Source organism: Ralstonia sp. VS2407 (genome assembly GCF_052950655.1).
Genome location: NZ_JBRFVG010000014.1, coordinates 33,060 through 59,907, shown reverse-complemented (window position 1 = coordinate 59,907; position 26,848 = coordinate 33,060). Strand labels below are relative to the sequence as shown.

The following is a 26,848-nucleotide window of genomic DNA, read 5'->3' as shown; positions in this document are numbered from 1 at the left end:
CTAATTCTTCAATCTGTCTGCGGGCGCGATATCGTCGATGGCATCGGCGCCTCGCAAAACAGCATTACGCGGCGGTCAGCGCAGACTGCATCTGCGTCAGGCGCGCGCGCACCGAGGTGTCGAGCACTTCGTCGCCAATCTGCACACGCACGCCGCCGATCAACGAAGGATCGACGCTCACGTGAGCCTGCAGCTTCTTGCCGAACTTGCGTTCGAGCGTGGCGACCAGTTCGGTCAGGGGCGCGCCCTCAAGCGGGAACGCACTGGTGATCTCGACGTCGGCGGCGCCTTCGCTGGCATTCCGCAGCACATGGAATTGCGCGGCAATTTCCGGCAGCAACGACAGGCGCTTGTTGGCCACCAGCAGGCCAACCAGTTCCTTTGCTTCATGCGATACCGGAGATTTCAGCGCCGACAGGAAGATCCCCGCCACATCGGCTTTGGAGAGCTTCGGATCATCGGCGACTGCCTTCATGTCGGGCACGGCGGCAATTTGCCCCATTTCCGACACGAGCTCAGACCATGCACCCAGATTGCCGGCCTTCGCCACGCGGAACAGCGCCTCTGCGTACGGACGGGCAACGGTTGCGAGTTCTGCCATGATTACAGCTCAGCCTTGAGTTGATTGAGCAGATCGGCGTGGACCTGCGCATTGACTTCACGCTTGAGGATCTGCTCGGCACCCTTGACGGCCAGCACAGCAACCTGGTCACGCAGCGATTCACGCGCGCGCACGGTTTGCTGCTCGGCTTCTGCCTTGGCTTGCGCGATGATGCGCGCGGCTTCGGCCTGGGCGTTTTGCTTGATCTCATCGGCGCTCATCTGGGCGCGCTTTTCAGCGTCCGCGATGCGTTGCGCGCCTTCATTGCGCGCTTCGGTCAGTGCCTGGTCGACCCGCTTGTTGGCCAGCTCCAGCTCGGCCTTGCCCTTATCGGCAGCGGCCAGGCCATCGGCGATTTTCTTCGCGCGTTCGTCGAGCGCCTTCACCAGGGGCGGCCAAATGAATTTGGCAACAACCCACCACAGGATGAAGAACACGACCATCTGCGCGACGAGTGTGGCGTTCAGGTTCATGGTGTGTTCCTTTCGGTATTGAGACTACGGATCAATGCACGAAGCGGCGAGGGTCACGCGCTGCGTTCACCCAGGCCGCCTCCGGCATCATGCAGACCGAAAAGAATTACTTGATGACCGACAGCAGCGGGTTGGCAAACGCGAACAGCATGGCCACACCAACGCCGATCAGGAATGCCGCGTCGATCAGGCCAGCCAGCAGGAACATCTTGGTTTGCAGCGGGTTCATCAGTTCAGGCTGACGTGCGCAGGCTTCGATGTACTTGCCGCCCATCAGTGCGATGCCCAGGCAGGCGCCGATAGCACCCAGGCCAATGATGATGCCGATACCGATGGCGGTCAGACCTTGGATGTTGGCGAGAAATGCTTGCATGATGACTCCCTTTTACGTGAAAGACTAAGAACTTGAGAACTTGGAAAAATCAAACGGAACCGGAGAACCTGAACCGCAACTACTTAGTGGTGTTCATGTGCCTGGCCGATATACACCAGCGTCAGCATCATGAAGATGAAGGCTTGCAGCAGCACGATCAGGATGTGGAAGATCGCCCACACTGCGCCAGCCACCACGTGACCCACGAAACCCAGCGCCGACGCGTCGGCACCGAACGTCCAGACCGAGCCAAGCAGCGCGATCAGCAGGAACACCAGCTCGCCCGCGTACATGTTGCCGAACAACCGCATGCCCAGCGACACAGCCTTGGCGAGGAATTCGATGATGTTGAGGATCAGGTTGAACGGCGCGAGGTACCACTTGGCGCCGAACGGTGCCGACAGCAGCTCGTGCGCGAAGCCGCCAGCGCCCTTGATCTTGAAGCTGTAGTAGATCATCAGGATCAGCACAGCGAACGACATGCCGAACGTGCCGTTCAGGTCAGCCGTGGCCACTGCGCGGTGGTGCGGCACGTGCACGCCAAACGTACCGAGGAGGTGGTTGACGCCCGTGACCCAGTCCACCGGGATCAAGTCGACCGCGTTCATCAGCGTGACCCACACGAAGACCATCAGCGCCAGCGGAGCAATCCAGGAACGATCGCCGTGGATGATGCCCTTGGCCTGGTCATCGACCATCTCGACGACGAGTTCAACGAAGGCCTGGAAGCGGCCCGGAACGCCGGAGGTGACGCGACGTGCGGCAATGCCCAGGAAGATGATGCCGATCAGACCCATCAACACGGACCAGAACATCGTGTCCCAGTTGATGACGGAGAAGTCGACAACAGAGGCCTGCTTGCCGCCGATGCTATTGAAATTCTGCAAATGCTCCGCGATATACGCGGAAGGCGTGAGAGCGTGCTCGGCGGCGTGGCCGGCGGCTTCTGCGACTTCAGTTGCCATGATGATTCAGTCCAATATTGCGAAACATTCTTCGTGACCCATTCCGACTTGCGCCCGATTCAGCCAGGTTTCCCCCGGGGATCGCGGACTGCACGCGGCTGGAACGCGCCACCTTATTCTTTCGGAGTGTCAGCGCAATGAACCGGGGGCTTCTCCTGCCTCACAGGTTCCTGCCACGTGCCAACACGTCCAGTGTGCCCGCCATGTCGCGGTGGGCTGGAGCCGACTCAACGCGCTATCGCAGCGCGAGACCGACCCAATACATCTTGAGCGCCAGGATCAGGGTGATCAGCAAGGGCGGCCAATGCAGGCCCTTGAAGACAACCACCACGATCACCAGCAGCGCGACCGTGCCGAGCACCTTGATCGCTTCGCCCACCACCAGACGGGCGATGGATTCGAACCCCTTGGCCGTCGACAGCCGCATCGCGAACCATGCCGAAGGCACCACGCACACGCCACCGCCCAGCAGAGCAGAAAGCGCGGCCTCGCCCGCTGACGCAGCGCCCGTGCCCGCGAACCAACTGCCGACATACCAACCGAGCGCACACAACAGTGTGATGGCCACCTGGCCGAGCACGATGGAAAAAGGCGTGATGCGCGAGGCCTGCAGAGCCTGCTCGCCGAACAGGGCGACCGCTTCGTCATGTGAAAGCACATGCACCGGCGGCTCCGCCTGCTCCTCATCGTCCCAACCATCGTGCTTCGGATCCTGCACCGACTGAGGTCGGGCGGCGTTCAACGAAGCGTAAGAATCGGGCCGTTGCCGGTCGGCTGGCTGCATGGAAGAATGTGCTTTCATCATGCCGCACCGCTTTGGGTCAGGCGGATTTAAAACCGCACGATTTTACGGGACATGGCGTTCACCAGTCAACGCGCAAGCGAACGCTCGTGCGGGCGCCTTCGACAGCACTCTGTGCGGCTGCGTTCCATTCCGCGTGCGCAATGCGTTGCTGCTGCCGGGGTACCGAATCCGCCTGATGGAGCGGCACCCCGTTGATTTCATGATGGTGTTGGCAACGCTCCGCGTCGATGACGCGGGAGGTAATCGCACCAATTCCGTGCCAACTGACGGCCCCCAAATGGCGCAAAGACGCTGGCGACAACCTGTGCGTCAAACTGTCGCAGACGGAACTCAGGCAGCTTCTTCGTCGCCGTCAGGACGCAGACGCGCCAACAAGCCATCGAACTCATCGAGACTGCTGAATTGCACGGTCAGCTGGCCACGGCCCTTTGCCGCCAGCTTGATCTGCACCCCCAAGCCGAGTTCGTCCGCAAGTTCCTCTTCCAGACGCGCAACATCACGGCCACCCTGATGCCCGCCCTTCTGCTTGAGTGACTTCAGCTCGAATGGCTTTAGCGTCAGGGCCACCAGTTTTTCCGTCTCGCGGACCGACAGGCGCTTGTTGACGATCTGATTGGCCAAGGTGATCTGCGTGGCACCATCGACAGCGAGCAGCGCACGGGCGTGCCCCATATCCAGGTCGCCGGCCATCAGCATGGTCTGCACAGGCTGGGCGAGATTGAGCAGACGCAGCAGGTTGGACACCGCGCTGCGCGAACGCCCCACCGATTCCGCCGCCTGCTCATGTGTGAACTGGAATTCACGCACCAGGCGCGCGATGCCCTGCGCCTCTTCCAGCGGATTGAGGTCTTCGCGCTGGATGTTTTCGATCAGCGCCATGGCGGCGGCCGATTCATCCGGCACGTCCTTCACGAGGACGGGCACTTCGGTCAGGCCGGCAAGGCGTGATGCGCGGAAGCGGCGTTCACCCGCAATGATTTCGTACTTCGGCTTGGCACCGTCGGACTCGACCTTGCGCACCAGAATCGGCTGCATCAGGCCTTGGGCGCGGATGCTCGCGGCAAGCTCCTGCAGCGCGCCTTCGTCCATGCGCGTGCGCGGCTGATATTTGCCGGGCTGCATCTGTTCGAGCTTCAGCACCGTCGGCGCGCCCTCTTGCTTGGCGGCTTCGACAATCTCGGCCGGACTGCCGAGCAGCGCTTCGAGGCCTCGGCCCAGTCCCTTTTTCTTCATCGTGCTCATGTTGTTCCTCGTGCTGCTCAGGCCGGCGTGTCGGCCATCTGCCGCACGCGCGCGATCATCTCGGCGCCGAAATCCAGATAGGCCTTCGCACCTTTCGATGCCACGTCAAATGCCACGCCCGGCATGCCGTACGACGGCGCTTCGGCCAGACGCACGTTGCGCGGAATGACTGTCTTGAACACCTTGTCGCCGAAATGCGATTCGAGCTGCGCCGATACCTGCTGCTGCAGCGTCACGCGCGGGTCGAACATCACGCGCAACAGGCCGATCACCTTGAGATCGCGATTCAGGTTGGCGTGCACCTGCTTGATGGTGTTGACCAGATCCGACAGGCCTTCGAGCGCGAAGTACTCGCACTGCATCGGCACGACCACGCCGTGTGCGGCACACAGGCCGTTGAGCGTGAGCAGCGAGAGCGACGGCGGGCAATCGATGAGGACGAAATCGTAGTCGGCTTCTACCTCGGCGAGCGCAAGCTTGAGGCGGTTTTCGCGATGCTCGAGATCGACCAGTTCGACTTCGGCGCCGGCCAGGTCGCGGTTGGCGGGCAGCACGTCGTAGCGCCCAGCCTCCGAGCGCTGGCGCGCCTGCGGAATCGTCGCCAGCCCGACCAGGACCTGGTAGACGCTGAATTCGAGCGTGTGCTTATCGATGCCCGAGCCCATCGAGGCGTTGCCCTGCGGGTCGAGGTCGACCAGCAGCACGCGCTGCCCTTGGGCGGCCAGCCCGGCCGCGAGATTCACCGTGGTGGTGGTCTTGCCGACCCCACCCTTCTGGTTGGCGATCACGAAAATATTCGACATGACTCCTCTGCGGTGAATGGCTCGCTACAACGTTCGCTCACGCCGACGGCGCAAGGATGACCAGGTGACGCTCGGCCGGCAGCCCCGGCACGGTCAGGCGTTCGATGGCTTCGACGGTCCAGCCGGCGGGCAGGCGCTCGATTTCGGCATCCGGGCGTACGCCCTTCATGGCGACCATGCGGCCGCCCGGCGCCAGCAGATGGCCGGCCAGATTCACGAAATCCACCAGCTCGGCAAACGCGCGCGAGGTGATGACGCCGTAGCCGGTGGCATCGGCCAGCTTTTCCACGTGGCCCCAATGCGATTGGGCATTGGCCAGGCCAAGCTCTGCACGGCACTGCGTCAGGAATGCCGTCTTTTTTTGCACGATGTCGACCATCGTGACGCTCACATCTGGAAAAGCGATGGCCAGGGGAATACCGGGCAGACCGCCGCCGGAACCGACGTCCAGCACGCGCGGTGCGCCAGGTTGAGCACGCCGAGCCAACTCAGCAATGCGCGACACGGCCGAGAGCGAATCCAGCAAGTGATGCGTCAGCATGTCGCCGGCGTCACGAATGGCGGTCAGGTTATAGACGCGGTTCCATTTGGCGAGCAGCCCTTGGTAAGCGAGCAGGCGATCCAGCTGCGCGCCGTCCACGGACAAGCCAAGCGCGCGAGCGCCGGCTTCCAGCTCTGCTCGGGCGTCGGTCAATGCATCCGCCATCAAGCCGCCTCGCCTTGGGAATCAGCGCGCGGGCCTACTTGGCCGCGCAACACGCCCTTCTTCAAATGCACGAGCAGCAGCGACACAGCGGCCGGCGTGACGCCGGAGATACGGGAAGCCTGTCCGATGGTCTCGGGCTTGTGCTTGGCCAGCTTCTGTTGCACCTCGATCGACAGTCCGCGCACTTGCGAATAGTCGAAATCCGCTGGCAGACGGGTGTTTTCGTTTGCACCCAAACGCTCCACTTCATCGGCTTGCCGGGCGATGTAGCCGTGGTATTTGATGCCGATTTCGACCTGCTCACGGATCTGCTCGGCCAGCAGCGGATCTTCCGCCAAGGGCGCTTCAAGCGCGTACTTGCCGCCCTGCATGCCCATGAGCGTTTCGTAGGTCACGTTCGGGCGGCGCAGCAAGTCGGCCAAGGCGTACTCGCGCTCGATCCCCTTCCCCAGAACTGGCTCGGCATCTTCCAGGGGAAGCGTGGCCGGGTTCACCCAAGTGGATTTGAGGCGCTCTGTTTCACGTGAAACAGCGTCGCGCTTGCGGTTGAACGCATCCCAGCGGGCGTCGTCGACCACGCCCAGCGTGCGACCGACTTCAGTCAGGCGCATGTCAGCGTTATCTTCGCGCAGGCTCAGGCGGAACTCCGCACGGCTGGTGAACATGCGATACGGCTCGGTCACGCCCCGGGTGATGAGGTCGTCAACGAGCACGCCCAGATAGGCCTGATCGCGGCGCGGCGTCCAGGCGTCCTTGCCCCGCACTTGCAAGCCGGCGTTGATACCGGCCAGCAGACCTTGCGCCGCCGCCTCTTCGTAACCGGTCGTGCCGTTGATCTGGCCCGCGAAGAACAGCCCGGAAATTGCCTTCGATTCCAGCGATGCCCGCAGCCCCCGCGGGTCGAAGTAGTCGTACTCGATCGCGTAACCGGGGCGCAGGATGTGAGCGTTCTCCAGCCCGCGCATCGAATGGATCAGGTCGAGCTGCACATCAAACGGCAGGCTGGTCGACACGCCGTTCGGGTAAAACTCGTTGGTCGCCAAGCCCTCCGGCTCCAGGAAGATCTGGTGGCTGTCCTTGCTGGCAAAGCGATGGATCTTGTCTTCGATGCTCGGGCAATAGCGCGGCCCCACCCCTTCGATCACGCCCGTGTACATCGGGGAGCGATCCAACCCGGCGCGGATGATGTCGTGCGTGCGCTCGTTGGTGTGCGTCACCCAGCACGGGACTTGGCGCGGGTGCATGTCCGCTCGGCCCATGAACGAAAACACCGGCACCGGATCGAGATCACCCGGCTGCTCTTCCAGCACAGAAAAATCGATGGAACGGCCGTCAATGCGCGGCGGCGTTCCGGTCTTGAGCCGCCCTTGCGGCAGCTTCAATTCCTTCAACCGCGCCGACAGCGACACCGCAGCCGGGTCGCCCGCGCGGCCGCCCGTGTAGTTGTTCAGCCCGACGTGGATCTTGCCGTCGAGGAACGTCCCCGCCGTCAGCACCACGGCACGCGCCCGGAATTGCACGCCAACCTGCGTCACGGCCCCGACTACGCGGTCACCTTCCACCAGCAGGTCTTCCACGGCCTGCTGGAACAGCATCAGGTTGGGCTGGTTTTCCAGGCGATGACGGATGGCAGCCTTGTACAGCACGCGGTCCGCCTGGGCGCGAGTCGCACGCACCGCCGGCCCTTTGCTGGAATTGAGGATGCGGAATTGGATACCGCCCTCGTCCGTCGCGATGGCCATGGCCCCGCCCAGAGCATCGACTTCCTTGACCAGATGGCCCTTACCAATGCCCCCGATGGACGGGTTGCAGCTCATCTGCCCCAGTGTCTCGATGTTGTGCGTCAGCAGCAGGGTCTGGCAACCCATGCGCGCCGCCGCCAAGGCGGCCTCGGTGCCGGCGTGTCCGCCGCCCACCACGATCACATCGAATTCAATTGGATACAGCATGGCTTCCTCCTCGCATGGAGGCATCGAAAATTTGAAGAAGCGGAATTATAAGTCGCGCAGCTACCCCGCAGTTCGACCATGCGGCAATCGCGACAAAATTCGGCCGCTTTTCGTGTTTCACGTGAAACATGCACCGCTTGTCGGCAGCGTTTGTGTTTCACGTGAAACACATCAACGGGCTTGGCGCCCTACCTTCGCTGCCCGAATGGGCGCGCAGAAAGTGGACGAAGACACGGAGCGTGCCAGCCATCTGCGGCGTGGGCGGGACATAGAGAGGAAAGCGATGCATCGGAGGCGCTGCCGGCCTCAAGCTGACTGACGCGCAGATCTCACTGAAATCCAGGCCGCGTTTCCCCAGACCACGGCATCGCCCATTCCGCAGAGCCTCGCCTACGGTTGCGCCGCAAAAAGCAAAACGCACGGCGCGAACCGTGCGTTTTGCGTGGGAAGACGACGTTGGCTAGGTCGTCAGTTCTGCAGCTTCCACTTCCCGTCCTTGATCTCCACCATCACTCGCGCCCGCTGATCCAGCCCGAGGTGATCCTTCGCATTCATGTTCATCACGCCGTGCGAGATCGCCAGATTGGTCGTCGTCTCCATCGCATCGCGCAGCCCCTTGCGGAACGCTGGCGTGCCGGGTTGCCCCTTCTTCAGCGCTTCGGGCATCGCATGTGTGAACAACAAACCGGCATCCCACATATGCCCGCCAAACGTGGAGACCTGTCCGCCGTAGGCCTTCTCATACGCCGTCTTGTACGCCAGCGCCGGCTTCTTCACCGGGTTGCTGTCGGGCAGTTGCTCGGCAACCAAGATCGGACCTGCCGGCAGGAACGTACCGTCGCAGTCCTTGCCGCACACGCGCAGGAAGTCGGCGTTCGCCACGCCGTGCGTCTGATACAGCTTGCCCTTGTAGCCACGCTCCTTGAGCGCCCGCTCCGGCAGCGCGGCCGGCGTACCCGAGCCTGCGATCAGCACCGCATCCGGATTGGCCGACATGATCTTCAGCACCTGCCCCGTCACCGACGTATCGGTCCGTGCAAAGCGCTCATTGGCGACAACCTTCAGCTTGCGCAGCCCCGCCACCTTGTCGAACTCCTGCGCCCACGAATCGCCATAGGCATCGGCAAAGCCGATCAGCGCGACGGTCTTCACGCCGTGGTTGACCATGTGTTCGGCAATGGCGGTCGCCATGTGCGAATCGTTTTGCGGCGTCTTGAATACCCACGCCCGCTTGGCGTCCATCGGCTCGATGATGCGCGCAGATGCGGCCAGGGTGATCATCGGCGTTTCGCTCTCGGCCACCACATCCACCATCGCCAGCGAGTTCGGCGTGACGGTCGAGCCGATCACCAGGTCGACCTTGTCTTCGGTGATGAGCTTGCGTGTGTTCTTGACGGCGGTGGTGGTGTCAGACGCATCGTCGAGCACGATGTACTCGATCTTCTTGCCCGCGATTTCCTTGGGCAGCAGCGCCACGGTGTTCTTTTCCGGAATGCCGAGCGAGGCGGCCGGACCGGTGGCAGATACCGTGATGCCGACCTTCACCTGGGCGAATGCCGTACCTGCCAACAGCGCCATTGCGGCGAGTGCAATGCGGGATGCGCGCGAAACCTTCATGCCGTCTCCTGAGATGTGCCGAGCGGGTCTGCGCCCGCCCTGAATCTGCGATTGGCCGACCGCTGGGTCGGGGATGAACGAGTCTAGAAGGAGTCACGCCACGCGGGCAAGGGGGAGATACCCCAAACCTTAACGTGTTCACGACCTGGGCAACTTCAGCCCACGCGATACACCCGCCCGCTCTGCACGCCCTCCACGCTGCGGCGGTAGGCCAGTGCCGCGCGCGCCGCCGTAATCGGTTCGAAGCCGGGAAAGAACGGGCCATAGGCACCCATGGATTCGGTCAGCACGGTCGGGCTGACGGCATTGATGCGGAGGCTGCGCGGCAACTCGCACGCGGCTGCCCGCACGAAGCCTTCCACACCAGCGTTCACGGCCGTCGCATTGGCGCCCTGGGCGATGGGCTCCTGCCCAACGATGCCGGTCGTGAGCGTGATCGAACCGCCATCGTTCAGATAGTGCTGGCCGACCAGCGCCAGGCGCACCTGCCCAAGCAGCTTGTCCTGCAGGCCGACGTTGAAATCCGCTGCGGTCATCTTGGTGAGCGGCCCGAAGAACAGGTTGCCGGCGGTGGAGACGATGGCGTCCACACGGCCAAGCCTGTCGAACAGCGCGGCCACGCTGTCGGCGCTGGTGATGTCGACCTGATGCTCGCCTTGCGTACGTCCCACGCGGATGATTTCGTGCGCACCGCCCTGCTCCAGTTCCGCCACCACGGCGCGGCCAAGCGTGCCGCTGGCGCCAATTACGACAATCTTCATGCTCTGCTCCCCTCACAAATCCGGTTGGAATGGCGCCCATTCTTGGCCGAACTCGCTATGTGATAAAGCCGTGATACCTTCGGGTATTCCTAATCAATAGTTCGGAATATGGACAAGCTACGGAGCATGGAAACCTTCGTCGCCGTGGTGGAGGGCGGCAACTTCACCGAGGCGGCGGTAAGGCTGGAAATGTCCGCAGTGATGGTCGGCAAATACGTGAGCGCGTTGGAAACGCAATTGGGCGCGCGCCTGCTCCAGCGCAGCACACGACGCCAAAGCCTGACCGACGCGGGGCGCGTGTTCTACGAAGACGCCAAGCGCGTGCTGGAACAGGTGCGCTGGGCGGAAACGTCTGTCGAACGGCTGCGCGCATCGCCTTCGGGCACGCTGCGCGTGAGCGCGCCCACCACGTTCGGCGCGTGCGTGATCGCGCCACTGGCGGCGACGTTCCAGCAGGCGCATCCGCAGGTACGTGTGGAGTTGAACCTGAGCAACAGCATGGTCGATCTCGTCGACGAAGGGTTCGATCTCGCCATTCGCATCGGGCCGTTGGGTGACGCCGATCTGGTGGCCAAGCCGCTGTGCGTGTATCGCATGGTCATCTGCGCGTCACCGGATTACCTTGAGCGGCACGGCAGACCGGAAACGCCGGCCGACCTGCCGCAGCATCGCTGCCTGTCGCACATGGTGTGGAACAACCGCAATGCGTGGCAGCTCGCCGGCTGGACCGGCGCCACGCCGTGGCGCGACGACCCGGCCTTCACCTGCAACGACGGCCATGGCCTGCGCGCGGCGGCAGTTGCCGGTGCCGGCCTGCTGCTGCAGCCCGAAGTGCTTGTCGCCGACGACCTGGCAAGCGGCCGACTGGTGCGCGTGCTGCAAGCGTATGCACCCGAGCCGCGGCCGATTCACGTCGTGTATCGGCAGGATCGGCGGCCGCTGCCGAAGCTCACTGGTTTTGTTGGGCATTTGCTGGAGCGGGTGCCCTCGTTCGTCCCCGCATCGGCGGCACAATAGCGCCCATGAACCCCGAAGACCTCCAACGCCTCGTCACCACGCAAATGCCCTTCGGCAAGTACAAGGGCCGCCTGATTGCCGACCTGCCGGGCCATTACCTCAACTGGTTTGCGCGCGAGGGCTTTCCGCCGGGGCAGATCGGCCGCTTGCTCTCGCTGATGCAGGAGCTGGATCACAACGGTCTGAAGGGCCTGCTCGACCCACTGCGCCAGGGCCGCTGACAACGCGATTGATCAATCGCCGTTGATGTACCGCAACAGCCCCGTCGCCAGCGCATCAAACACGACGCGACAGCGCGGGCTGTCACGCAGGTCTTCGTGCATGGCGAGCCAGGTGTCGAGCGTGATGCTGATCTGATCGCTGAACAGACGAACCAGATCCACGTTGTGCCGTGCCAAGCCGACCTGGCAGAAGCCGACGCCAAAGCCCGCACGCAGTGCGGCAATCGCAGCCAGATCACTGTCGGTACGCAGCGCGAAGCGGTTGCGCTGGATCCATGGGAACTGCGCTCGCACGCTGCGCAGGAATGCGTCCTCCTTGTCGTAGCCGATCAACGTGTGGCCAGCGAGTTCTTCCACCGTGCTGGGCGTGCCGCGCTGTGCCAGATAGCGCCGGTGCGCAAACAACCCCAATTCGATCTCGCCGAGGTGCCGCGCGACGAGCACGCCCTGGCTCGGCGGCTGCATGCGCACGGCGATGTCCGCCTCACGGCGCAGCAGGTCTTCCATCCGGTTCGACGGCACCAATTCGAGCGTCAGCTCCGGATAGGCGGCGTGCAGATCGGCGAGGATGGGCGGCAGCACCTCGACCGCCACGACCTCGCTGGCGGTGATGCGCACGGTGCCCCGTACGCCCTCGCCCTGGCTGGAGGCAGCGCGCAGCAAGGCAGCGCTGGTGGCTTCCAGCGATTCGGCAAACGGCCGCAGTGATAGCGCCGCTTCTGTGGGGCTCAGCCCCTGCTGCGTTCGGACGAAGAGCGACATGCCCAGTGCCCGTTCGAGCGCGTCGACATGCCGCCCCACCGTCGGCTGCGTCAGCCCAAGCGCCCGGGCGGCGCCCGATAGCGATCCCTCTCGCACCACGGCAAGAAAGGTCCGATACAACTCCCAGCCTGGCTCCGATCCGTTCATACAAATTTGTATAACTGCACGCTCATCATCAACAATTCCATTGAAGCACAGTCGCGCCCAGAATGCCTCCATCGCAACGCTCTCTCTCACATCAGGAGCACGGTCATGGAACAGGCACAACGTATCGCATTGGTATTGGGCGCCACTGGCGGCATCGGCGGTGAAGTGGCACGTCGGCTGGTGGCACGCGGCTGGCATGTGCGGGCGCTGCAGCGCAATCCGGATGCGCTGACGAACCGCAACACCGCATTCGAATGGATTCGCGGCGACGCGATGGTGCGCGAAGACGTGGTCGGCGCAGCGCAAGGGGCAGAACTGATCATCCACGCCGTCAACCCGCCGGGCTACCAGAACTGGGCCGGACTGGTGCTGCCGATGATCGACAACACCATCGCCGCGGCCCGCGCCTCGGGTGCACGCATCGTGCTGCCGGGCACGGTGTACAACTTCGCGCCGGACACGTTTCCCGTGCTGCGCGAAACGACAATGCAGGCACCGCTCACCCGCAAGGGCAAGATCCGCGCAGAGCTGGAGCGCCGCATGCAGGCCGCCAGCGCCGAGGGCGTGCGCAGCCTGATCGTGCGCGCGGGTGATTTCTTCGGACCGCAAACCAGCAACACGTGGTTTGCCGGCGCGCTGGTCAAGCCGGGCAAGCCCGTCCGCACCGTCACGCAGCCGGGTGCCGCCGGCATCGGCCATCAATGGGCGTACTTGCCGGACGTGGCCGAAACGATGCTGCGCCTGGTCGAGCAAGGCGACCGTCTGCCAGACTTTGCCGTCTATCACATGCGCGGCCACTGGGATGCCGACGGCACGCAAATGGCCGCCGCGATTGGCCGCGCAGTGGGCCACCCCGTCAAGACGCGCGCATTCCCGTGGTGGCTGATGCCCGCGCTGGCGCCGTTCTCGGAGATGCTGCGCGAGATGCGCGAGATGCGCTACCTGTGGCAGCACCCGGTGCGCATGGACAACGCCAAGCTCGTGCAAGCACTCGGCGCTGAACCGCACACCCCATGGGACGACGCCGTGGGCACGACGCTGCGCAGCCTAGGCTGCCACTGAAACCCGCGCGGCCGTCGCCAGAAAATGGGCAAGATCAGGCGTGCGCTGCCCGGCCACCTTGGCGAGGTCATCCCACCGGCGCAGTTGCAGGGCATCGGCCGCGTACAGACGCTGCATGAAGGCCTCGGCCTCGTGCGCTGAAAACACACCGCCCTGCAATGCCAGGCTCCGTACAGAATCGGCTGACAGGCGCGCGTAGTAATGCGCGTCCATCGCGCACAGGCATCGCTTGGCATCCACATGCAGGCGGATCGGCTCCAGCACGGCATCGGGAAACGTCGCACGCAGAAACGGCAGCGCAAAGTACTGGTGCTGATCGTCGATGCCGTGCGCGGTTGGCGTCTCGCCCTGCAGGTTCAGCAAATGACCGAGGTCGTGCAGCAGCGCCGCCGTGACCAGCGCGTCCGACGCGCCGGCGGCCTCCGCCAACGCGGCCGTCTGCAGGGCATGTTCGAGTTGGGTGACGGGCTCGCCGCTGTAGGAAATGTTGCCGTGACGGTCAAAGAGCGTGCGGATGTCGTCGAGACTCAGGGCCATGATGCTGCGCGGGCGAATGCGGAACCTTGCAGCGTAGCCCACCCCTGCGGCAACACGGTGACAATGCGCCGCGCATTAGCCCGCGTGATCAGCGCGATTAGAAAGTTTGGTTGGGAATGCGCGGCGCCCGCCCTTATCTTCAGTGCCTTCCCACACATCGGAGCGCAACATGCTCTCAGGACACGCCGTACAGGTCGCGCAGGCGCTGGAACAGGTCACGGACTATTGGTCGCCGCGCGTCGTCGGCCAGGTCAACGACCAATACATCAAGGTCGCCAAGCTCAAGGGCGAATTCGTCTGGCACGACCACCCGAATGAAGACGAGCTGTTCTTCGTGGTCTACGGCCACCTGAAAATCGCCTTCGAAGACCGCGCCGATGTGCACCTCGGCCCCGGTGAATTCTGCGTCGTCCCGCGCGGCGTGCGTCACTTTCCCGTTGCCGACGAGGAATGCGGAATCATGCTGATCGAAACGGTGACCACGCAGCACACGGGCGACGTCATCACCGAGCGCAGCGTGGCGCTTGAGAAACAACTCAACGGATGAAGGCGTCGTAGGCCGTCTTCAGAATCAACGCCAGCACCACCACGATGAACACCTTGCGCACGAAGCGGCTGCCGTGCCGCAGCGCGAGGTGGCTGCCGACCTGATTGCCGGCGACGTTGGCAACCGCCATCACCAAGCCGAGCTGCCACCACACGTGGCCCTTGGCGGCTAACAGCAGCAATGCCGCCACGTTGGTCGCGAGGTTGACGATCTTGGTGGACGCCGACGCGTGCAGGAAGTCGTATCCGAACACGCGCACGAACACGATCATCAGAAAGCTGCCGGTGCCCGGGCCAAACACGCCGTCGTAGAAGCCGATCGCGGCGCCGGCCAGCAATGCCGCCGCCCGCTCGCGCCAGCCCTTGAGGCTTGGCGCATGATCTGCGCCCAGATTCTTCTTGGCCACCGTGTAGACGAGCAGCGCCACCAGCACAAACGGGAGCGCACGGCGCAGCGGTTCGGCCGGGATATGCATGAGCGCCCACGCGCCGAGCAGCGAAAAGGCAAACGCCGTGACCACGGCCGGTGCCGTCGCGCCCCAATAAATGCGCACCGTGCGGCCGTAGCGCACCGCCGCCGTCGCGGTGCCCGACATCGACGCAACTTTGTTGGTGCCAATAAGCGTGGCGGGCGCGATGTTCGGATACGCCGAGAACAGCGCGGGGATCTGCACCAGGCCACCGCCACCGGCCACGGCATCGATCAGGCCGGCCAGAAAACCGGCCACGGCGAGCAAAGCAAATTCCATCAGGAGAAACGAAGCAGGAAGGATTAGCCCAGCGACTTGGGCGACGGCCGCGCGCTGCGCCGCCAGCAGCCCGATGCGTCGGGCGCAAAGCCGAGCGCTGCGGCGTCTTCAGCCGAAAGCACCGCGGGCGGCAGCAGGACGTGGAGTATGCCATGTGCCCTGGCGTACTCATTGACAGCCGCCAAGGCCACATCACGCGTGGCCGTATCACCGGAAAACACCATCACGCCCGCCGGCAGCCACGCCACCAAGCCACCCAGCACCAGATGCGGCACGAGCGTGATCGGCGCCACGCCGGCCAACACCTCGCCCCTTTCGATCAAGAAACATGGATGCACGCTCGGATGGGCGAGCAGCGTATCGACGGCATGCGCCAACTGCAGCGGCGAGGCGGCAGACGTAACGGCGGCCAGCAGGCGCGGCCGGTCTTCGGGCGTGGCAAGGCGAGTGGACAGGGTCATGAGCGGCTCTGGCGAAGGCGCCATTGTCATGCAGCGTGCGCATAGGCGTCGACACCGAATGCATTTCTCTTGTGAATGCGCGCGAACCAGAATGGACACGCCCCCCTTCCCCCGGAGCCCGTCATGGCCGATCCGACCCACGCTCTCACCCTGCAATTGCTGCAGTCGCTGGCCGAGCGGCCGCGGCCCTACGCCGAAGTGCTGGAAACGTGGCGGACGTCGTGTCCGCGTTTGTCGATCTGGGAAGATGCGTGCATCGACGGGCTGGTGGACTGCGCGCCCGGCTCTGCGCCTGAACTGCGTCTGGTAACGGTCAGCGCCCGGGGCCGGGCACTGCTGGCTGGCGCTCATGCGAAAAAGTGAGCGCACAAACTAAAAGGCCCTGCCGGGGATCGCCTGGCAGGGCCTTTATCTATTTTGCATCTCCACCGTACGTGCGGTGTGTGCTGTCGTCTCCTCGCTCCCGCCTCATTTATCTCGTGCGAAAACCGTAACGCGACTGTAAAAGATGCACCGCAATGCAGCAACTAGAGCAAACCCTTACGGTGCATCAGGCACCAAGTTCAGCCGTTTGGGTGAAACTCGCTGGCATCTTCTGGCATTGTGGCGTCAACGTCGCAACCAAGGCACGCGCGCCGCGATTTCGCCCATGATGCCGCGGCGGAAGGTCAGCACGCAGATCACGAAGATCGCGCCCGTGACCGTGGTGACCGATTCGCCGAGGATATTGAAGCCGTCGATGCCGGTCGCGCCGGCCAGGAAGCTGCCGACGTCGCCGAGCTTGTTTTCCAGCGCAATCACCAGCGCCGCGCCCAGCAACGGACCCGACAGGATACCCAGGCCGCCCACCAGCGTCATCAGGATGACCGAGCCCGACATCGACCAGTGCACATCGGTGAGCGTCTCGAAGCCAAGCACCAGCGTCTTGAGCGAGCCGGCCAGGCCCGTGAGCGCCGCCGACAGCACGAAGGCCAGCAGCTTGAAGCGATCGGTGTCGTAGCCGAGGGACGTGGCGCGCGGCTCGTTCTCCTTGATGGCCTTGAGGATCTGCCCGAACGGCGAGTGGATCGTGCGAACGATCAGCAGGAAGGCCAGCACCACAATGGCGAGCACGACGTAATACAGCGTCAGGTCGGACGACAGGTCCAGCACGCCGAACAGCTTGCCGCGCGGCACGCCTTGCAGGCCGTCTTCGCCACCGGTGAACGGCACCTGCAGGCAGAAGAAGTACAGCATTTGCGCCAGCGCCAGCGTGATCATCGCAAAGTAGATGCCCTGGCGGCGGATGGCCAGCAGGCCCACGACCAGACCGATGAACGCGCCCGCCGCAGTGCCGGCCAGCAGGCCAAGCTCGGGCGTCACGTGCAGGTCGCGCATCATGTAGCCGGCCACGTAGCCCGCGCCGCCAAAGAAGGCAGCGTGCCCGAACGACAGCAGCCCCGTGTAGCCCAGCAGCAGGTTGAATGCGGAGGCAAACAGCGCGAAGCACAGCAGCTTGGCGACGAACACCGGATACGCACCGACCAGCGGCGCGGCAATCAGCGCCACCAGCAGCAGGCCGTACAAAACGTATTTGAGGGAAGAAGAGTTGGTCATGTTGGCCGCGCCGCTCATTTCTCTTTACCGAACAGGCCCGCCGGACGCACCAGCAGCACCAGCACCATGATCACGAACACCACGGTCGCCGACGCCTGTGGATAAAACACCTTGGTCAGCCCCTCGATCACGCCCAGGCCCAGCCCGGTGATGATCGAACCGAGAATCGACCCCATGCCGCCAATCACCACCACCGCAAACACGGTGATTATCATGCTCTGCCCCATCAGCGGCGAAATCTGGATGACGGGCGCGGCCAGTACGCCAGCAAACGCGGCCAGCGCCACGCCAAAACCGTAGGTGAGCGTGACCATCAGCGGCACGTTCACACCAAAGGCTTCGACCAGCTTCGGGTTTTCGGTGCCGGCACGCAGGTAGGCGCCCAGCTTGGTCTTCTCGATCATGAACCACGTGGCGAAGCACACCGCCAGCGACGCCACCACCACCCAGGCGCGATAGTTCGGCAGCATCATGAAGCCGAGGTCGGTTGCACCTTGCAGCAATTCGGGCGTGTCATACGGCAGGCCCGACACGCCGTAAATAGCGCGGAACACGCCTTCGATGACAAGCGTCACGCCCAGCGTGAGCAGCAGGCCATAGAGATGATCGAGCTTGTAGATGAAGCGCAGCAGCGTGCGTTCGATCACCACGCCCAGCAGGCCGATCACCAGCGGCGAGAGCACCAGCATCGCCCAGTACGGCACGCCCAGGTACGAGAAGCCCATCCACGTGAGCACCGCGCCCAGCATGAACAGCGCCCCGTGCGCAAAATTGATGACGTTGAGCAGCCCGAAGATGACCGCAAGGCCGAGGCTCAACATCGCATAGAAGGAACCGTTGACCAGACCCAGCAACAATTGGCTGAGCATGGCCGGTAGCGGAACGCCGAAGATTTCCATCGCGGTCAGGAAGAGAACACCACACCAACAACGTTGATGGCGCCGCCATCCACACGGACGGCGGCGCCGGATTGCCTACGCTTTTACTTCTTCATCAGCGAGCACTTCGACTCGGCCGGCGTGGTGAAGGCCTGTTCGCCCGGGATCGTCGCCACGACCTTCAGGTAATCCCACGGCTTCTTCGATTCGGCCGGCGTCTTCACCTGCAGCAGGTACATGTCGTGGATGGCACGGCCGTCCTGGCGGATGTAGCCCTTCGTGTAGAAGTCGTCGATCTTGGTCTTCTTGAGCTGGGCGATGACCTTGTCCGGATCATCCGTGCCGGCAGCCGCCACGGCCTTGATGTAGTTCGACACCGCCGAATAGTCCGCGGCCTGCAAGCTGCTCGGCATCTTCTTCATCTTCATGAAGTAGCGATTGGCGAACTTGCGCGTGGCGTCGTTCATGTCCCAGTACCAGCTGTCGGTCATCAGCAGGCCTTCGGCCGTCTGCAGGCCCAGGCTGTGCACGTCGTTGATGAACATCAGCAGGCCGGCGATCTTCATCGTCTTGGTGATGCCGAATTCCTTGGCCGCCTTGATCGAGTTGATCGTGTCGCCGCCAGCGTTGGCCAGACCCAGGATCTGCGCCTTCGATGCCTGTGCCTGCAGCAGGTACGACGAGAAGTCCGACGCCGACAACGGGTGCTTGACCGAACCCACCACCGTGCCGCCGTTGGCCTTGACCACGGCCGTCGTGTCGTTCTCCAGCGAATGGCCGAAGGCGTAGTCGGCGGTCAGGAAGAACCACGACTTGCCGCCCTGCTTGACCACCGCGCTGCCCGTGCCCTTGGCCAGCGCCACGGTGTCGTATGCATAGTGGATCGTGTACGGCGTGCACTCTTCGTTGGTCAGGCGCGCCGTGCCGGCACCGATGTCGATGAACACGCGCTTCTTCTCGGAAGCCACCTTGTTCATCGCCAGGCCCGTGGCGGAGTTCGTGCCGCCCAGCAGCATGTCCAGGCCTTGCTGATCCATCCACTCGCGCGCCTTCGAAGCGGCAATGTCGGCCTTGTTCTGGTGATCAGCCGTCACCAGTTCGATCGGCTTGCCGAGCACCTTGCCGCCCGCATCCTCGATCGCCATCTTGACCGCTTCGACACCGCCCTGCCCGTCGATGTCGGCATACAGACCCGAGAGATCGGTGATGTAGCCGATCTTCACCTTGTCGCCGCTTACCTGTGCGTGCGCGCCGAATGCTGCCGCGCCCAGCCCTACCGCCATCAATGCACCAGCCAGCTTCTTGAGTGTCATGGTCTTGTCTCCTGTGTCGTACGCGCCGCGGATCACGCTGGCGCAAGGGTCTTGCAAATCGATCGGGAAAACACCTTAAACGCCGAGCAGCTCGTGCAGCACCGGCATCTTGTCCTGCAATTGCGCCGCTTCGAAGCGCTCGACGATGCGGCCGTGTTCCATCACATAAAAGCGGTCTGCCAGCGGCGCGGCAAAGCGGAAGTTCTGCTCCACCATCACCACCGTGTAGCCGCGCTTCTTGAGCATCAGGATCATGCGAGCCAGGGCCTGCACGATCACCGGGGCCAGCCCTTCGGAAATCTCATCGAGCAGCAGCAGGTTCGCGCCGGTGCGCAGGATGCGCCCAACCGCCAGCATCTGCTGCTCGCCACCCGATAGACGCGTGCCCTGGCTCTGGCGGCGCTCGGCCAGGTTCGGGAACATCTCGTAGATCTCGTCGATGCTCATGCCGGCATTGCCGGTCTTGGCGACTTGGCCCTTCAGCACCGGCGGCAGCATCAGGTTCTCTTCGCACGACAGACTCGAGAAAATGCCGCGTTCTTCTGGGCAGTAGCCGATGCCGCAATGGGCGACCTTGTGCGTGGGCAGGTCGATCGTTTCCACGCCCTGGCCACTTGCGTCATGTACGACGATGGACCCCTTGCGCGTGCCCACCAGGCCCATGATGGCGCGCAGCGTGGTGGTGCGGCCCGCACCGTTGCGGCCGAGCAGCGTGACAACCTCGCCGCGATTCACGGTCAGGTCGACACCATGCAGGATGTGCGATTCGCCGTACCAGGCGTGCAGGTCCTTGATCTGGAGCGCGGGCGTGCTCATTCAGTGTTCTCGTGTGTTCGGGTCTAGCGTTCGCTTACGTTTGATACGCGGCACGCAGCCGCGTCGCGTGATCGATCGGCGTCGATCAAGTAGCCTCAACAGCCTCAATGGCCTTCCAGCGCCGCATCGGCGGTGCCCATATAGGCCTCCATCACCTGCGGGTTCTTCGAGACGTCTTCGTACGGGCCTTCGGCCAGGATCTGGCCGCGCTGCAGCACCGTGATCTTGTCTGCGATGGACGAGACCACGTTCATGTTGTGTTCGACCATCAGGATCGTGCGGCCCTGCGCGACGCGCTTGATCAGCTCCGTCACACGGTCCACGTCTTCGTGGCCCATGCCCTGCGTGGGCTCGTCGAGCAGCATCAGCTCGGGCTCCATCGCCAGCGTGGTGGCAATTTCCAGCGCGCGCTTGCGGCCGTAGGGCAGCTCCACCGTCACGGTGTGCGCGAACTCCGTCAGCCCCACCTGCTCGAGCAGCTCCATCGCACGCGCGTTCAGCCTGTTGAGCGACTGCTCGCTGCGCCAGAACGCGTACGCCGTACCGAGTTGCCGTTGCAGCCCAACGCGAACGTTTTCCATCACCGTCAGATGCGGAAACACGGCGGAGATCTGAAACGAGCGGATGACGCCGCGGCGCGCAATCTGTGCCGGCTTTTCCGATGTGATATCGACTCCGTTGAACAGAATCGTGCCGCGCGTGGGCACCAGGAATTTGGTCAGCAGGTTGAAACAGGTCGTCTTGCCGGCACCGTTCGGGCCGATGAGCGCATGGATGGACCCACGCTGCACGCGCAAGTTGACGTCGGACACGGCGGTAAAGCCCTTGAAGCCCTTGGTCAGTCCGCGCGTTTCGAGAATGATGTCCTGCGCCATGATTCCCTCTTGTCTCCCGCCCTTTTTATGGTGCGGATGATTGTCAACGGCTGTTGCGTTGCAAAACATCGGGGTTTTTACCGAGACGATTACACACCGCTTACGCCTCGGAAACCCGCGCCGGTATTGACTTTGCGGCCCGCAGGAGTGGGTTACGTAGAGTTACGTATCGGGGCAATGCCGATTGCGTATCCAGTGGACACGGGCGGTGTGTCACGCCCGTGTCATCGGCAACGGAACCGGCGTCAGGCTGGCACGGCCTCACCGCGTGCACGCGCCTTGCGCGCAGCACGAATCATCTCGCTCGCCTTCTCCGCAATCATGATCGTCGGTGAGTTGGTATTGCCTGACGTAATCGTCGGCATGACGGACGCGTCGACCACCCGCAGCCCCTCGATACCGCGCACGCGCAATTGCGCGTCGACCACCGCGTTTGCATCGTCAGCGCGCCCCATGCGGCACGTGCCGACCGGGTGGAAGATGGTCGTGCCGATCTCGCCGGCGGCGCGGGCGAGTTCCTCATCGGTTTGAAACGCCGCGCCGGGCAGATACTCCTCCGGCCGGTATTGCGCCAAGGCCGGCTGCGCAACGATGCGGCGCGTAAGCCGCAACGAATCCGCCGCGACCTTGCGGTCTTCCTCTGTGGACAAGTAGTTCGGCGCGATGCTCGGCGCAGCAAACGGGTCGGCAGACGTGACGTGCACCGTGCCGCGCGAGGTCGGCCGCAGGTTGCACACGCTCGCCGTAAACGCATTGAACGCGTGCAGCGGATCGCCAAACTTGTCGAGCGAAAGCGGCTGCACGTGGTACTCCACATCGGGACGCGCCACGTGCGGATTCGAGCGCGCGAACACGCCCAACTGCGATGGCGCCATGCTCATCGGCCCGCTCTGGTTGAACGCGTATTGCATGCCGATGAGCGCTTTGCCCCACCACTTGGAGGCGCGCGTGTTGAGCGTCGGCACGCCGTTCACCTTGACCACGCTGCGCAGTTGCAGATGGTCCTGCAGGTTTTCTCCCACACCCGGCAATGCTTGGCGCACCGGGATGCCGAGCGCCTGCAGACGTTCCGGCTGGCCGATGCCCGCCAGCTCGAGCAACTGCGGCGAGTTGATCGCGCCGGCCGAAAGAATCACCTCTTCGCGCGCGGCCACCGTGTAGTCTTGCCCTGCGCCGCGATACGTCACGCCGGTGCAGCGCTTGCCGTCAAACGTCAGCGCCCGCACCTGCGCACCCGTCACGATCGTCAGGTTCGGCCGCTGCGACGCCGGGCGCAGAAAGCCCTTGGCCGTGTTCCAGCGGATGCCGCGCTTCTGGTTGACCTCGAAGTAGCCGACGCCGAAGTTGTCGCCGCGGTTGAAGTCGCTCGTGCGCGGGATGCCCGCCTGCACAGCCGCCTCGATGAAAGTCTCCAGCACCTGCCAGTGCAGGCGTTGCGGCTCGACGCGCCATTCGCCGTTCGCGCCGTGCCATGCGTTCGCGCCGCCGTGATGGTTCTCGCTGGCCTTGAACAGTGGCAGGACGGCGTCCCACTTCCATGAATCGTCACCGGTGATGGCAGCCCAGCCGTCGTAGTCTTCGCGCTGGCCGCGCATGTAGATCATCCCGTTGATCGACGAGCAACCACCCAGCACGCGGCCACGCGGATACCCGAGCGAGCGGCCGTTCAGGCCAGGTTCTTCGCGGGTGCGATAGAGCCAGTCGGTGCGCGGGTTGCCGATGCAATACAGATAACCGACGGGGATGTGGATCCAGTGGTAATCGTCCTTGCCGCCTGCTTCCAGCAGCAGCACGGAGACGTCGGGGTCGCGGGTCAAGCGGTTGGCGAGGACGCAGCCTGCGGAGCCCGCGCCGATGATGATGTAGTCGTAGGTGTCCATGTCTCCGTGCTTCTTTTCCTTGGTGTTATTGGTTTTTGTTTTTGTGGTGCAACCAACTCACTTCAAATCAAATCCGCGAAGCCAACCACTCCGTCATCTTCCCAAACACCTCACTACGCAGCGGTTCGGCTTCGTTGAAGATCTCGTGATAGCCGGTGTCGAACCAGGCCAAGGTCCGCAGATCTTCCGGCGCGTTCGCATAGAAATCGCGGCTGCCGGAAGGATCGACAATCGAATCCGCGCCACCGGCCATCAGCAGCATCGGCGCTTCCAGGCGCGGCGCGTCTTGCTGCGCCTGCGTGATCGCATTGAGCATGAACTCCAGCAATGATGCGCTGATTGTGCCCTGCACCAGCGGGTCTGCTCGATAGGCCGGCGCGATGCTCGGGTCATGCGACAGCTTGGCCGGGTCCACTGGATTGGGCACCGCCAGCTTGGGCGCCAGCGCAGAAAGAACGCCACGCACGATGCCCGTTCCAGGCGGCAACTTCACCCGCAGCGCAGGCGATGACAGCAGCACGCCACGCACCGGCCGGATGCGCGCAGTGGTAAAGCGCGCGACGATCAACCCGCCCATGCTGTGGCCGAGCACGAACGGCATCTCGTGCCATTCGGCGACGACGGCATCGACGATTTCTGCGAGATCGGTGAGGTAGTTGTCTTGCGCGTCGAGCGCCATGCGCGGGCCGCCGCTTTTGCCATGGCCGCGCAAGTCGAAGGCCCGTACGCGCAGGCCAAGGTCGGTGAGCACCTTGGCCACATGCGGATAGCGGCCGCTGTGTTCGGCCATGCCGTGAACGAGGATGACGGTACCGCGCGGCTCGCCGGTGTCGGGCGCGGGCAACCAGGTGCGGACCAGCAGTTCAGTGCCGTCCTTCATGCGCTGGCGGGTTTCCAGTGCTGGATGGGCGGTGGCCTGAGCGGGGGCTTGCGTCATCGGCGTCTCCTCCTTGGGTTGCCAGATTGTGGCATAGACGCCGCCTGTCGCAATCTGCGTCAATCGAGCGGCCCGTCAGTGGCAGCAGGCGTCAGAGTTATCGGGTTCACCGCCCTCGCCGGCCACGCTCTCGAGGATCGGGCAGTCCGGGCGGTCATCACCGTGGCACGCATTGGCGAGCGTCATGAGCGTGTCGCGCATGCTCTGCAGTTCGCTGATGCGCGCGTCGAGATCCGCCACGTGGCGCAGGGTAACGGCCTTCACATCGGCGCTGGCGCGTTCGCGGTCGTTCCATAGCGAAAGCAGCGTGCGAATCTCTTCCAGCGAGAAGCCCAGCGAGCGCGACCTGTGGATAAAGCGAAGCACGTGCACCGCCCGCGCGTCATACATGCGGTAGTTGCCTTCGGTGCGCGGGCTGGGCGGCAGCAGGCCAATGCTTTCGTAGTAACGGATCATCTTGGCCGACACGCCACTGGCCTTTGCGGCCCCGCCAATGTTGACGGGGCCTTGGGTCTCGTTGATGTCCGTGCGGGTCATGCGTTGTCTCCGGTAGTGCGCCAGCGACGCAGCATCAGTGCATTGGTGACCACGCTCACGCTGGAAAACGCCATGGCCGCGCCGGCAAAGGTGGGGTTCAGCAAGCCGAATGCCGCCAGCGGAATGCCCACCACGTTATAGATGAAAGCCCAGAACAGGTTCTGGCGGATCTTGGCGACGGTGCGGCGCGACAGGTCCAGCGCGTCGCTCACCAGCCGCGGCTCGCCGCGCATGAGCGTGATGCCAGCGGCCTGCATCGCCACGTCGGTGCCCGTGGCCATGGCGATGCCGACATCGGCCGCCGCCAGCGCAGGCGCATCGTTGATGCCATCGCCCACCATCGCCACCACATGGCCGCTCTGCTGCCACGCCGTCACGCGTGCGGCCTTGTCTTGCGGCAGCACTTGCGCGGCCACTTCGTCGATCCCCAGTGCCTGCGCCACGCTGCGTGCGGCGCCTGCGTTGTCGCCCGTCACGAGCGCGGTGCGCACGCCACGCGCCTGCAGCGCGGCCACGGCCTCCTTCGCACCGGGCTTAAGTGCGTCGCCAAATGCAATCAGGCCCCGCAACTGCACGCTGCCTCCATCACCCTGCGCAAGCCACGAGACGGTATTGCCTTGTGCTTCCAGCGCATCGGCGCACGCTTGCAATGGACTGCGATCCAGCCCAAGTTCATCCATCCACCGCGCATTGCCGAGTTGCAGCAATGCGCCATTCACGATGCCGCGCGTACCGCGCCCAGCCAACACTTCCGGCGATTGCGCGGGCGCGGCTGCGCGACCGCGCTCCTTGGCATAGTCGCGCGTGGCCTGCGCAAGCGGATGCGTGTTCTCAGCCTGCAGCGCGGCAAGCTGATCGAGCAGTGCATTGGTCTCGATACCGGATGCGGCTTCGACCGCCGTCACGCGCGGCTGGCCGACGGTAAGCGTGCCCGTCTTGTCGAAAACGACGAAATCCACCTGCTGTGCGCGTTCAAGTGCCTGCGCATCTGCAATCAGGATGCCGCGCCGCGCACCCGCACCCGTGCCGGCCATGATGGCGGACGGCGTGGCAAGACCCAGCGCACACGGGCAGGCAATCACAAGCACCGCGACCGCGTTGACGATGGCCGTCTCCCACCCGGCACCAGCGATAAACCAACCGGCCAGCGTGAGCAACGCCGCCACCAGCACCGCCGGCACGAAGATGGCGCTTACCCGGTCGACCAGTTGCTGGATCGGCGGCTTGGCGGCCTGCGCGTCTTCCACAAGGCGAATGATGCGCGAGAGCATGGTGTCGGCGCCGATCGCCGTGGTGCGCACGAGCAGCACGCCATCCGTGGCGATCGCGCCGGCGGTCACGTGATCGCCTTCGTGCTTGGGCACAGGCAGGCTTTCGCCGGTCAGCATGGATTCATCGACGTGGCTTGCGCCTTCCAGCACCACGGCATCCACGGGGATGCGTTCACCGGCGCGCACGGACACCACGTCGCCCACGCGCACCTGGGCGACGGGGGTATCGCGCAGCGTGCCATCGGCACTGCGCACGCGAGCGGTATCGGGGCGCAGTGCCTGCAGCGCGCGGATGGCCTGCGCGGTCTGGCGCTTGGCACGCACTTCCAGCCACTTGCCAAGCCGCACCAGCGTAATGACCACGGCGGCGCTTTCGAAGTACAAGTGCGGCTCATGGTGCATCCCGCCCGCTCCCGCGCGCCACCACAGCCACAGCGATAGCCCATACGCCGCCGACGTGCCAAGCGCGACGAGCAGATCCATATTGCCGGCACCCGCGCGCACCGCCTTCCAGCCCGCCTTGTAGAAGCGCGCGCCAATCACAAACTGCACCGGCGTCGCCAGCAGCCATTGCGCCCAGGCGGGCAACATCCAGTCACCGCCTAACCAGCCGGCAATCATCGGCAATACGAGCGGCACGGAGAGTGCGGCGGCAATCCACACGGGGCCGGCACCCTCCCAGAAGTCGGGTTCGGCAGCAGCTGGGGCAGCGGTTTCGTCAGAGGCGACGCGCGCCCCATAGCCGGCGGCCGTGACGGCGGCGATCAATGCATCGCTGGCGGCGGCGCCCTGCACCCGCGCGCGCTCGGTCGCGAGATTTACGCTCGCTTCGGTCACACCTGGCACTGCGCGCAAGGCACGTTCGACGCGGCCCGCACACGCGGCGCACGTCATCCCGCTGATATCCAAATCGGTGGAAGTCACGTCGGCAAGGCTGGCGGCAGTCAT

The 26,848-nt window shown here is 64.1% G+C and carries 29 protein-coding genes; 5 read left to right on the top strand and 24 right to left on the bottom strand.

Going from position 1 to position 26,848, the window contains the following annotated elements; all coding sequences use genetic code 11:
• Positions 1-64: 64 nt before the first annotated feature.
• The 11 genes from ACU8YE_RS20285 to ACU8YE_RS20235 all read right to left on the bottom strand — a co-directional run bounded on the left by ACU8YE_RS20285 (position 65) and on the right by ACU8YE_RS20235 (position 10,295).
• A complete protein-coding gene (locus ACU8YE_RS20285) occupies positions 65-601 on the bottom strand; it encodes a F0F1 ATP synthase subunit delta (protein ID WP_009239555.1) in 537 nt (178 codons plus the stop codon).
• A 2-nt stretch (positions 602-603) separates the two neighbouring features.
• Complete coding sequence (locus tag ACU8YE_RS20280) at positions 604-1,074, bottom strand: F0F1 ATP synthase subunit B (RefSeq protein WP_045205302.1); 471 nt, start codon at positions 1,072-1,074, stop codon at positions 604-606.
• A 106-nt stretch (positions 1,075-1,180) separates the two neighbouring features.
• Entirely contained in the window at positions 1,181-1,447 is a 267-nt protein-coding gene (atpE, locus tag ACU8YE_RS20275) for a F0F1 ATP synthase subunit C (RefSeq protein WP_003262709.1), read from the bottom strand.
• An 83-nt stretch (positions 1,448-1,530) separates the two neighbouring features.
• A complete protein-coding gene (gene atpB / locus ACU8YE_RS20270; RefSeq protein WP_045205301.1) occupies positions 1,531-2,412 on the bottom strand; it encodes a F0F1 ATP synthase subunit A in 882 nt (293 codons plus the stop codon).
• A 235-nt stretch (positions 2,413-2,647) separates the two neighbouring features.
• Positions 2,648-3,196, bottom strand: coding sequence for an ATP synthase subunit I (locus tag ACU8YE_RS20265; protein WP_446929443.1), 549 nt, complete (start codon positions 3,194-3,196; stop codon positions 2,648-2,650).
• A 351-nt stretch (positions 3,197-3,547) separates the two neighbouring features.
• Positions 3,548-4,459 carry a ParB/RepB/Spo0J family partition protein gene (locus tag ACU8YE_RS20260; RefSeq protein WP_260803576.1) on the bottom strand — a complete coding sequence of 304 codons (912 nt, stop codon included), beginning with the start codon at positions 4,457-4,459 and terminating at the stop codon, positions 3,548-3,550.
• A 17-nt stretch (positions 4,460-4,476) separates the two neighbouring features.
• Entirely contained in the window at positions 4,477-5,262 is a 786-nt protein-coding gene (locus ACU8YE_RS20255; RefSeq protein WP_004628617.1) for a ParA family protein, read from the bottom strand.
• A 37-nt stretch (positions 5,263-5,299) separates the two neighbouring features.
• A complete protein-coding gene (rsmG, locus tag ACU8YE_RS20250; RefSeq protein ID WP_446929442.1) occupies positions 5,300-5,968 on the bottom strand; it encodes a 16S rRNA (guanine(527)-N(7))-methyltransferase RsmG in 669 nt (222 codons plus the stop codon).
• The gene (mnmG, locus tag ACU8YE_RS20245; protein ID WP_446929441.1) at positions 5,968-7,917 is read right to left on the bottom strand and encodes a tRNA uridine-5-carboxymethylaminomethyl(34) synthesis enzyme MnmG; all 1,950 of its coding nucleotides are present in this window, start codon (positions 7,915-7,917) and stop codon (positions 5,968-5,970) included. Before mnmG ends, rsmG begins: the two co-directional genes overlap by 1 nt.
• A gap of 468 nt (positions 7,918-8,385) precedes the next feature.
• Positions 8,386-9,534, bottom strand: a complete 1,149-nt coding sequence (locus ACU8YE_RS20240; protein ID WP_253535753.1) for an ABC transporter substrate-binding protein — start codon at positions 9,532-9,534, stop codon at positions 8,386-8,388.
• Between the two features lie 155 nt (positions 9,535-9,689).
• The gene (locus tag ACU8YE_RS20235; protein WP_316870514.1) at positions 9,690-10,295 is read right to left on the bottom strand and encodes a short chain dehydrogenase; all 606 of its coding nucleotides are present in this window, start codon (positions 10,293-10,295) and stop codon (positions 9,690-9,692) included.
• A 108-nt stretch (positions 10,296-10,403) separates the two neighbouring features.
• Between ACU8YE_RS20235 and crgA the strand changes: the two genes are divergently transcribed.
• Entirely contained in the window at positions 10,404-11,312 is a 909-nt protein-coding gene (crgA, locus tag ACU8YE_RS20230) for a LysR family transcriptional regulator CrgA (RefSeq protein WP_260803581.1), read from the top strand.
• 5 nt (positions 11,313-11,317) lie between these two features.
• A complete protein-coding gene (locus ACU8YE_RS20225) occupies positions 11,318-11,533 on the top strand; it encodes a DUF3820 family protein (RefSeq protein WP_322016939.1) in 216 nt (71 codons plus the stop codon).
• 12 nt (positions 11,534-11,545) lie between these two features.
• Here the strand turns inward: ACU8YE_RS20225 and ACU8YE_RS20220 are convergent, their stop codons facing one another.
• Positions 11,546-12,442, bottom strand: coding sequence for a LysR family transcriptional regulator (locus ACU8YE_RS20220; protein ID WP_446929440.1), 897 nt, complete (start codon positions 12,440-12,442; stop codon positions 11,546-11,548).
• A gap of 105 nt (positions 12,443-12,547) precedes the next feature.
• On the opposite strand from ACU8YE_RS20220, the gene ACU8YE_RS20215 reads away from it, so the two are divergent.
• A complete protein-coding gene (locus ACU8YE_RS20215) occupies positions 12,548-13,504 on the top strand; it encodes an SDR family oxidoreductase (RefSeq protein ID WP_440840165.1) in 957 nt (318 codons plus the stop codon).
• Here the strand turns inward: ACU8YE_RS20215 and ACU8YE_RS20210 are convergent.
• Positions 13,490-14,041: a phosphonate degradation HD-domain oxygenase gene (locus ACU8YE_RS20210; protein WP_446929439.1), complete on the bottom strand. Its 552-nt coding sequence runs from the start codon at positions 14,039-14,041 to the stop codon at positions 13,490-13,492. The genes ACU8YE_RS20215 and ACU8YE_RS20210 overlap by 15 nt on opposite strands.
• Positions 14,042-14,210: 169 nt before the next feature.
• On the opposite strand from ACU8YE_RS20210, the gene ACU8YE_RS20205 reads away from it, so the two are divergent.
• The gene (locus ACU8YE_RS20205; protein WP_446929438.1) at positions 14,211-14,588 is read left to right on the top strand and encodes a cupin domain-containing protein; all 378 of its coding nucleotides are present in this window, start codon (positions 14,211-14,213) and stop codon (positions 14,586-14,588) included.
• On the opposite strand, the gene ACU8YE_RS20200 is transcribed toward ACU8YE_RS20205, so the two are convergent.
• Both ACU8YE_RS20200 and ACU8YE_RS20195 read right to left on the bottom strand, forming a co-directional pair.
• Positions 14,578-15,336, bottom strand: coding sequence for a sulfite exporter TauE/SafE family protein (locus ACU8YE_RS20200; protein ID WP_316880649.1), 759 nt, complete (start codon positions 15,334-15,336; stop codon positions 14,578-14,580). The two genes, ACU8YE_RS20205 and ACU8YE_RS20200, sit on opposite strands and share 11 nt — an antisense overlap.
• Before the next feature lie 23 nt (positions 15,337-15,359).
• Positions 15,360-15,797 (bottom strand): hypothetical protein, encoded by a 438-nt coding sequence (locus tag ACU8YE_RS20195; RefSeq protein ID WP_446929437.1) that lies wholly within the window; start codon positions 15,795-15,797, stop codon positions 15,360-15,362.
• 123 nt (positions 15,798-15,920) lie between these two features.
• Here ACU8YE_RS20195 and ACU8YE_RS20190 point away from each other — a divergent pair, with 123 nt between their 5' ends.
• On the top strand, positions 15,921-16,160 hold the full coding sequence (locus ACU8YE_RS20190) for a hypothetical protein (RefSeq protein WP_322016941.1): 240 nt from the start codon (positions 15,921-15,923) through the stop codon (positions 16,158-16,160).
• 246 nt (positions 16,161-16,406) lie between these two features.
• Here the strand turns inward: ACU8YE_RS20190 and ACU8YE_RS20185 are convergent, their stop codons facing one another.
• The 9 genes from ACU8YE_RS20185 to ACU8YE_RS20145 form a co-directional block, all read right to left on the bottom strand.
• Positions 16,407-17,393, bottom strand: a complete 987-nt coding sequence (locus tag ACU8YE_RS20185; RefSeq protein WP_232041408.1) for a branched-chain amino acid ABC transporter permease — start codon at positions 17,391-17,393, stop codon at positions 16,407-16,409.
• 14 nt (positions 17,394-17,407) lie between these two features.
• Positions 17,408-18,292 carry a branched-chain amino acid ABC transporter permease gene (locus ACU8YE_RS20180; RefSeq protein ID WP_260803590.1) on the bottom strand — a complete coding sequence of 295 codons (885 nt, stop codon included), beginning with the start codon at positions 18,290-18,292 and terminating at the stop codon, positions 17,408-17,410.
• Positions 18,293-18,375: 83 nt separating this feature from the next.
• Positions 18,376-19,584, bottom strand: coding sequence for an ABC transporter substrate-binding protein (locus ACU8YE_RS20175; protein ID WP_253535762.1), 1,209 nt, complete (start codon positions 19,582-19,584; stop codon positions 18,376-18,378).
• Positions 19,585-19,659: 75 nt separating this feature from the next.
• Positions 19,660-20,400: an ABC transporter ATP-binding protein gene (locus tag ACU8YE_RS20170; RefSeq protein ID WP_232041411.1), complete on the bottom strand. Its 741-nt coding sequence runs from the start codon at positions 20,398-20,400 to the stop codon at positions 19,660-19,662.
• Between the two features lie 104 nt (positions 20,401-20,504).
• Complete coding sequence (locus ACU8YE_RS20165) at positions 20,505-21,275, bottom strand: ABC transporter ATP-binding protein (RefSeq protein ID WP_092976200.1); 771 nt, start codon at positions 21,273-21,275, stop codon at positions 20,505-20,507.
• A 245-nt stretch (positions 21,276-21,520) separates the two neighbouring features.
• Positions 21,521-23,155, bottom strand: a complete 1,635-nt coding sequence (locus tag ACU8YE_RS20160; protein ID WP_232041412.1) for a GMC family oxidoreductase — start codon at positions 23,153-23,155, stop codon at positions 21,521-21,523.
• Between the two features lie 67 nt (positions 23,156-23,222).
• Positions 23,223-24,092, bottom strand: coding sequence for an alpha/beta hydrolase (locus ACU8YE_RS20155; RefSeq protein WP_446929436.1), 870 nt, complete (start codon positions 24,090-24,092; stop codon positions 23,223-23,225).
• Between the two features lie 75 nt (positions 24,093-24,167).
• Positions 24,168-24,629 (bottom strand): Cu(I)-responsive transcriptional regulator, encoded by a 462-nt coding sequence (gene cueR, locus ACU8YE_RS20150; RefSeq protein ID WP_232041414.1) that lies wholly within the window; start codon positions 24,627-24,629, stop codon positions 24,168-24,170.
• Entirely contained in the window at positions 24,626-26,848 is a 2,223-nt protein-coding gene (locus ACU8YE_RS20145) for a heavy metal translocating P-type ATPase (RefSeq protein ID WP_446929435.1), read from the bottom strand. Before ACU8YE_RS20145 ends, cueR begins: the two co-directional genes overlap by 4 nt.

What these genes read in the sequence shown, in the direction of transcription:
- ACU8YE_RS20285 (WP_009239555.1), bottom strand. Translation starts at nt 601, where the DNA reads ATGGCAGAACTCGCAACCGTTGCCCGTCCGTACGCAGAGGCGCTGTTC.
- ACU8YE_RS20280 (WP_045205302.1), bottom strand. Translation starts at nt 1,074, where the DNA reads ATGAACCTGAACGCCACACTCGTCGCGCAGATGGTCGTGTTCTTCATC.
- atpE (WP_003262709.1), bottom strand. Translation starts at nt 1,447, where the DNA reads ATGCAAGCATTTCTCGCCAACATCCAAGGTCTGACCGCCATCGGTATC.
- atpB (WP_045205301.1), bottom strand. Translation starts at nt 2,412, where the DNA reads ATGGCAACTGAAGTCGCAGAAGCCGCCGGCCACGCCGCCGAGCACGCT.
- ACU8YE_RS20265 (WP_446929443.1), bottom strand. Translation starts at nt 3,196, where the DNA reads ATGCAGCCAGCCGACCGGCAACGGCCCGATTCTTACGCTTCGTTGAAC.
- ACU8YE_RS20260 (WP_260803576.1), bottom strand. Translation starts at nt 4,459, where the DNA reads ATGAGCACGATGAAGAAAAAGGGACTGGGCCGAGGCCTCGAAGCGCTG.
- ACU8YE_RS20255 (WP_004628617.1), bottom strand. Translation starts at nt 5,262, where the DNA reads ATGTCGAATATTTTCGTGATCGCCAACCAGAAGGGTGGGGTCGGCAAG.
- rsmG (WP_446929442.1), bottom strand. Translation starts at nt 5,968, where the DNA reads ATGGCGGATGCATTGACCGACGCCCGAGCAGAGCTGGAAGCCGGCGCT.
- mnmG (WP_446929441.1), bottom strand. Translation starts at nt 7,917, where the DNA reads ATGCTGTATCCAATTGAATTCGATGTGATCGTGGTGGGCGGCGGACAC.
- ACU8YE_RS20240 (WP_253535753.1), bottom strand. Translation starts at nt 9,534, where the DNA reads ATGAAGGTTTCGCGCGCATCCCGCATTGCACTCGCCGCAATGGCGCTG.
- ACU8YE_RS20235 (WP_316870514.1), bottom strand. Translation starts at nt 10,295, where the DNA reads ATGAAGATTGTCGTAATTGGCGCCAGCGGCACGCTTGGCCGCGCCGTG.
- crgA (WP_260803581.1), top strand. Translation starts at nt 10,404, where the DNA reads ATGGACAAGCTACGGAGCATGGAAACCTTCGTCGCCGTGGTGGAGGGC.
- ACU8YE_RS20225 (WP_322016939.1), top strand. Translation starts at nt 11,318, where the DNA reads ATGAACCCCGAAGACCTCCAACGCCTCGTCACCACGCAAATGCCCTTC.
- ACU8YE_RS20220 (WP_446929440.1), bottom strand. Translation starts at nt 12,442, where the DNA reads ATGAACGGATCGGAGCCAGGCTGGGAGTTGTATCGGACCTTTCTTGCC.
- ACU8YE_RS20215 (WP_440840165.1), top strand. Translation starts at nt 12,548, where the DNA reads ATGGAACAGGCACAACGTATCGCATTGGTATTGGGCGCCACTGGCGGC.
- ACU8YE_RS20210 (WP_446929439.1), bottom strand. Translation starts at nt 14,041, where the DNA reads ATGGCCCTGAGTCTCGACGACATCCGCACGCTCTTTGACCGTCACGGC.
- ACU8YE_RS20205 (WP_446929438.1), top strand. Translation starts at nt 14,211, where the DNA reads ATGCTCTCAGGACACGCCGTACAGGTCGCGCAGGCGCTGGAACAGGTC.
- ACU8YE_RS20200 (WP_316880649.1), bottom strand. Translation starts at nt 15,336, where the DNA reads ATGGAATTTGCTTTGCTCGCCGTGGCCGGTTTTCTGGCCGGCCTGATC.
- ACU8YE_RS20195 (WP_446929437.1), bottom strand. Translation starts at nt 15,797, where the DNA reads ATGACCCTGTCCACTCGCCTTGCCACGCCCGAAGACCGGCCGCGCCTG.
- ACU8YE_RS20190 (WP_322016941.1), top strand. Translation starts at nt 15,921, where the DNA reads ATGGCCGATCCGACCCACGCTCTCACCCTGCAATTGCTGCAGTCGCTG.
- ACU8YE_RS20185 (WP_232041408.1), bottom strand. Translation starts at nt 17,393, where the DNA reads ATGACCAACTCTTCTTCCCTCAAATACGTTTTGTACGGCCTGCTGCTG.
- ACU8YE_RS20180 (WP_260803590.1), bottom strand. Translation starts at nt 18,292, where the DNA reads ATGGAAATCTTCGGCGTTCCGCTACCGGCCATGCTCAGCCAATTGTTG.
- ACU8YE_RS20175 (WP_253535762.1), bottom strand. Translation starts at nt 19,584, where the DNA reads ATGACACTCAAGAAGCTGGCTGGTGCATTGATGGCGGTAGGGCTGGGC.
- ACU8YE_RS20170 (WP_232041411.1), bottom strand. Translation starts at nt 20,400, where the DNA reads ATGAGCACGCCCGCGCTCCAGATCAAGGACCTGCACGCCTGGTACGGC.
- ACU8YE_RS20165 (WP_092976200.1), bottom strand. Translation starts at nt 21,275, where the DNA reads ATGGCGCAGGACATCATTCTCGAAACGCGCGGACTGACCAAGGGCTTC.
- ACU8YE_RS20160 (WP_232041412.1), bottom strand. Translation starts at nt 23,155, where the DNA reads ATGGACACCTACGACTACATCATCATCGGCGCGGGCTCCGCAGGCTGC.
- ACU8YE_RS20155 (WP_446929436.1), bottom strand. Translation starts at nt 24,092, where the DNA reads ATGACGCAAGCCCCCGCTCAGGCCACCGCCCATCCAGCACTGGAAACC.
- cueR (WP_232041414.1), bottom strand. Translation starts at nt 24,629, where the DNA reads ATGACCCGCACGGACATCAACGAGACCCAAGGCCCCGTCAACATTGGC.
- ACU8YE_RS20145 (WP_446929435.1), bottom strand. Translation starts at nt 26,848, where the DNA reads ATGACTGCCGCCAGCCTTGCCGACGTGACTTCCACCGATTTGGATATC.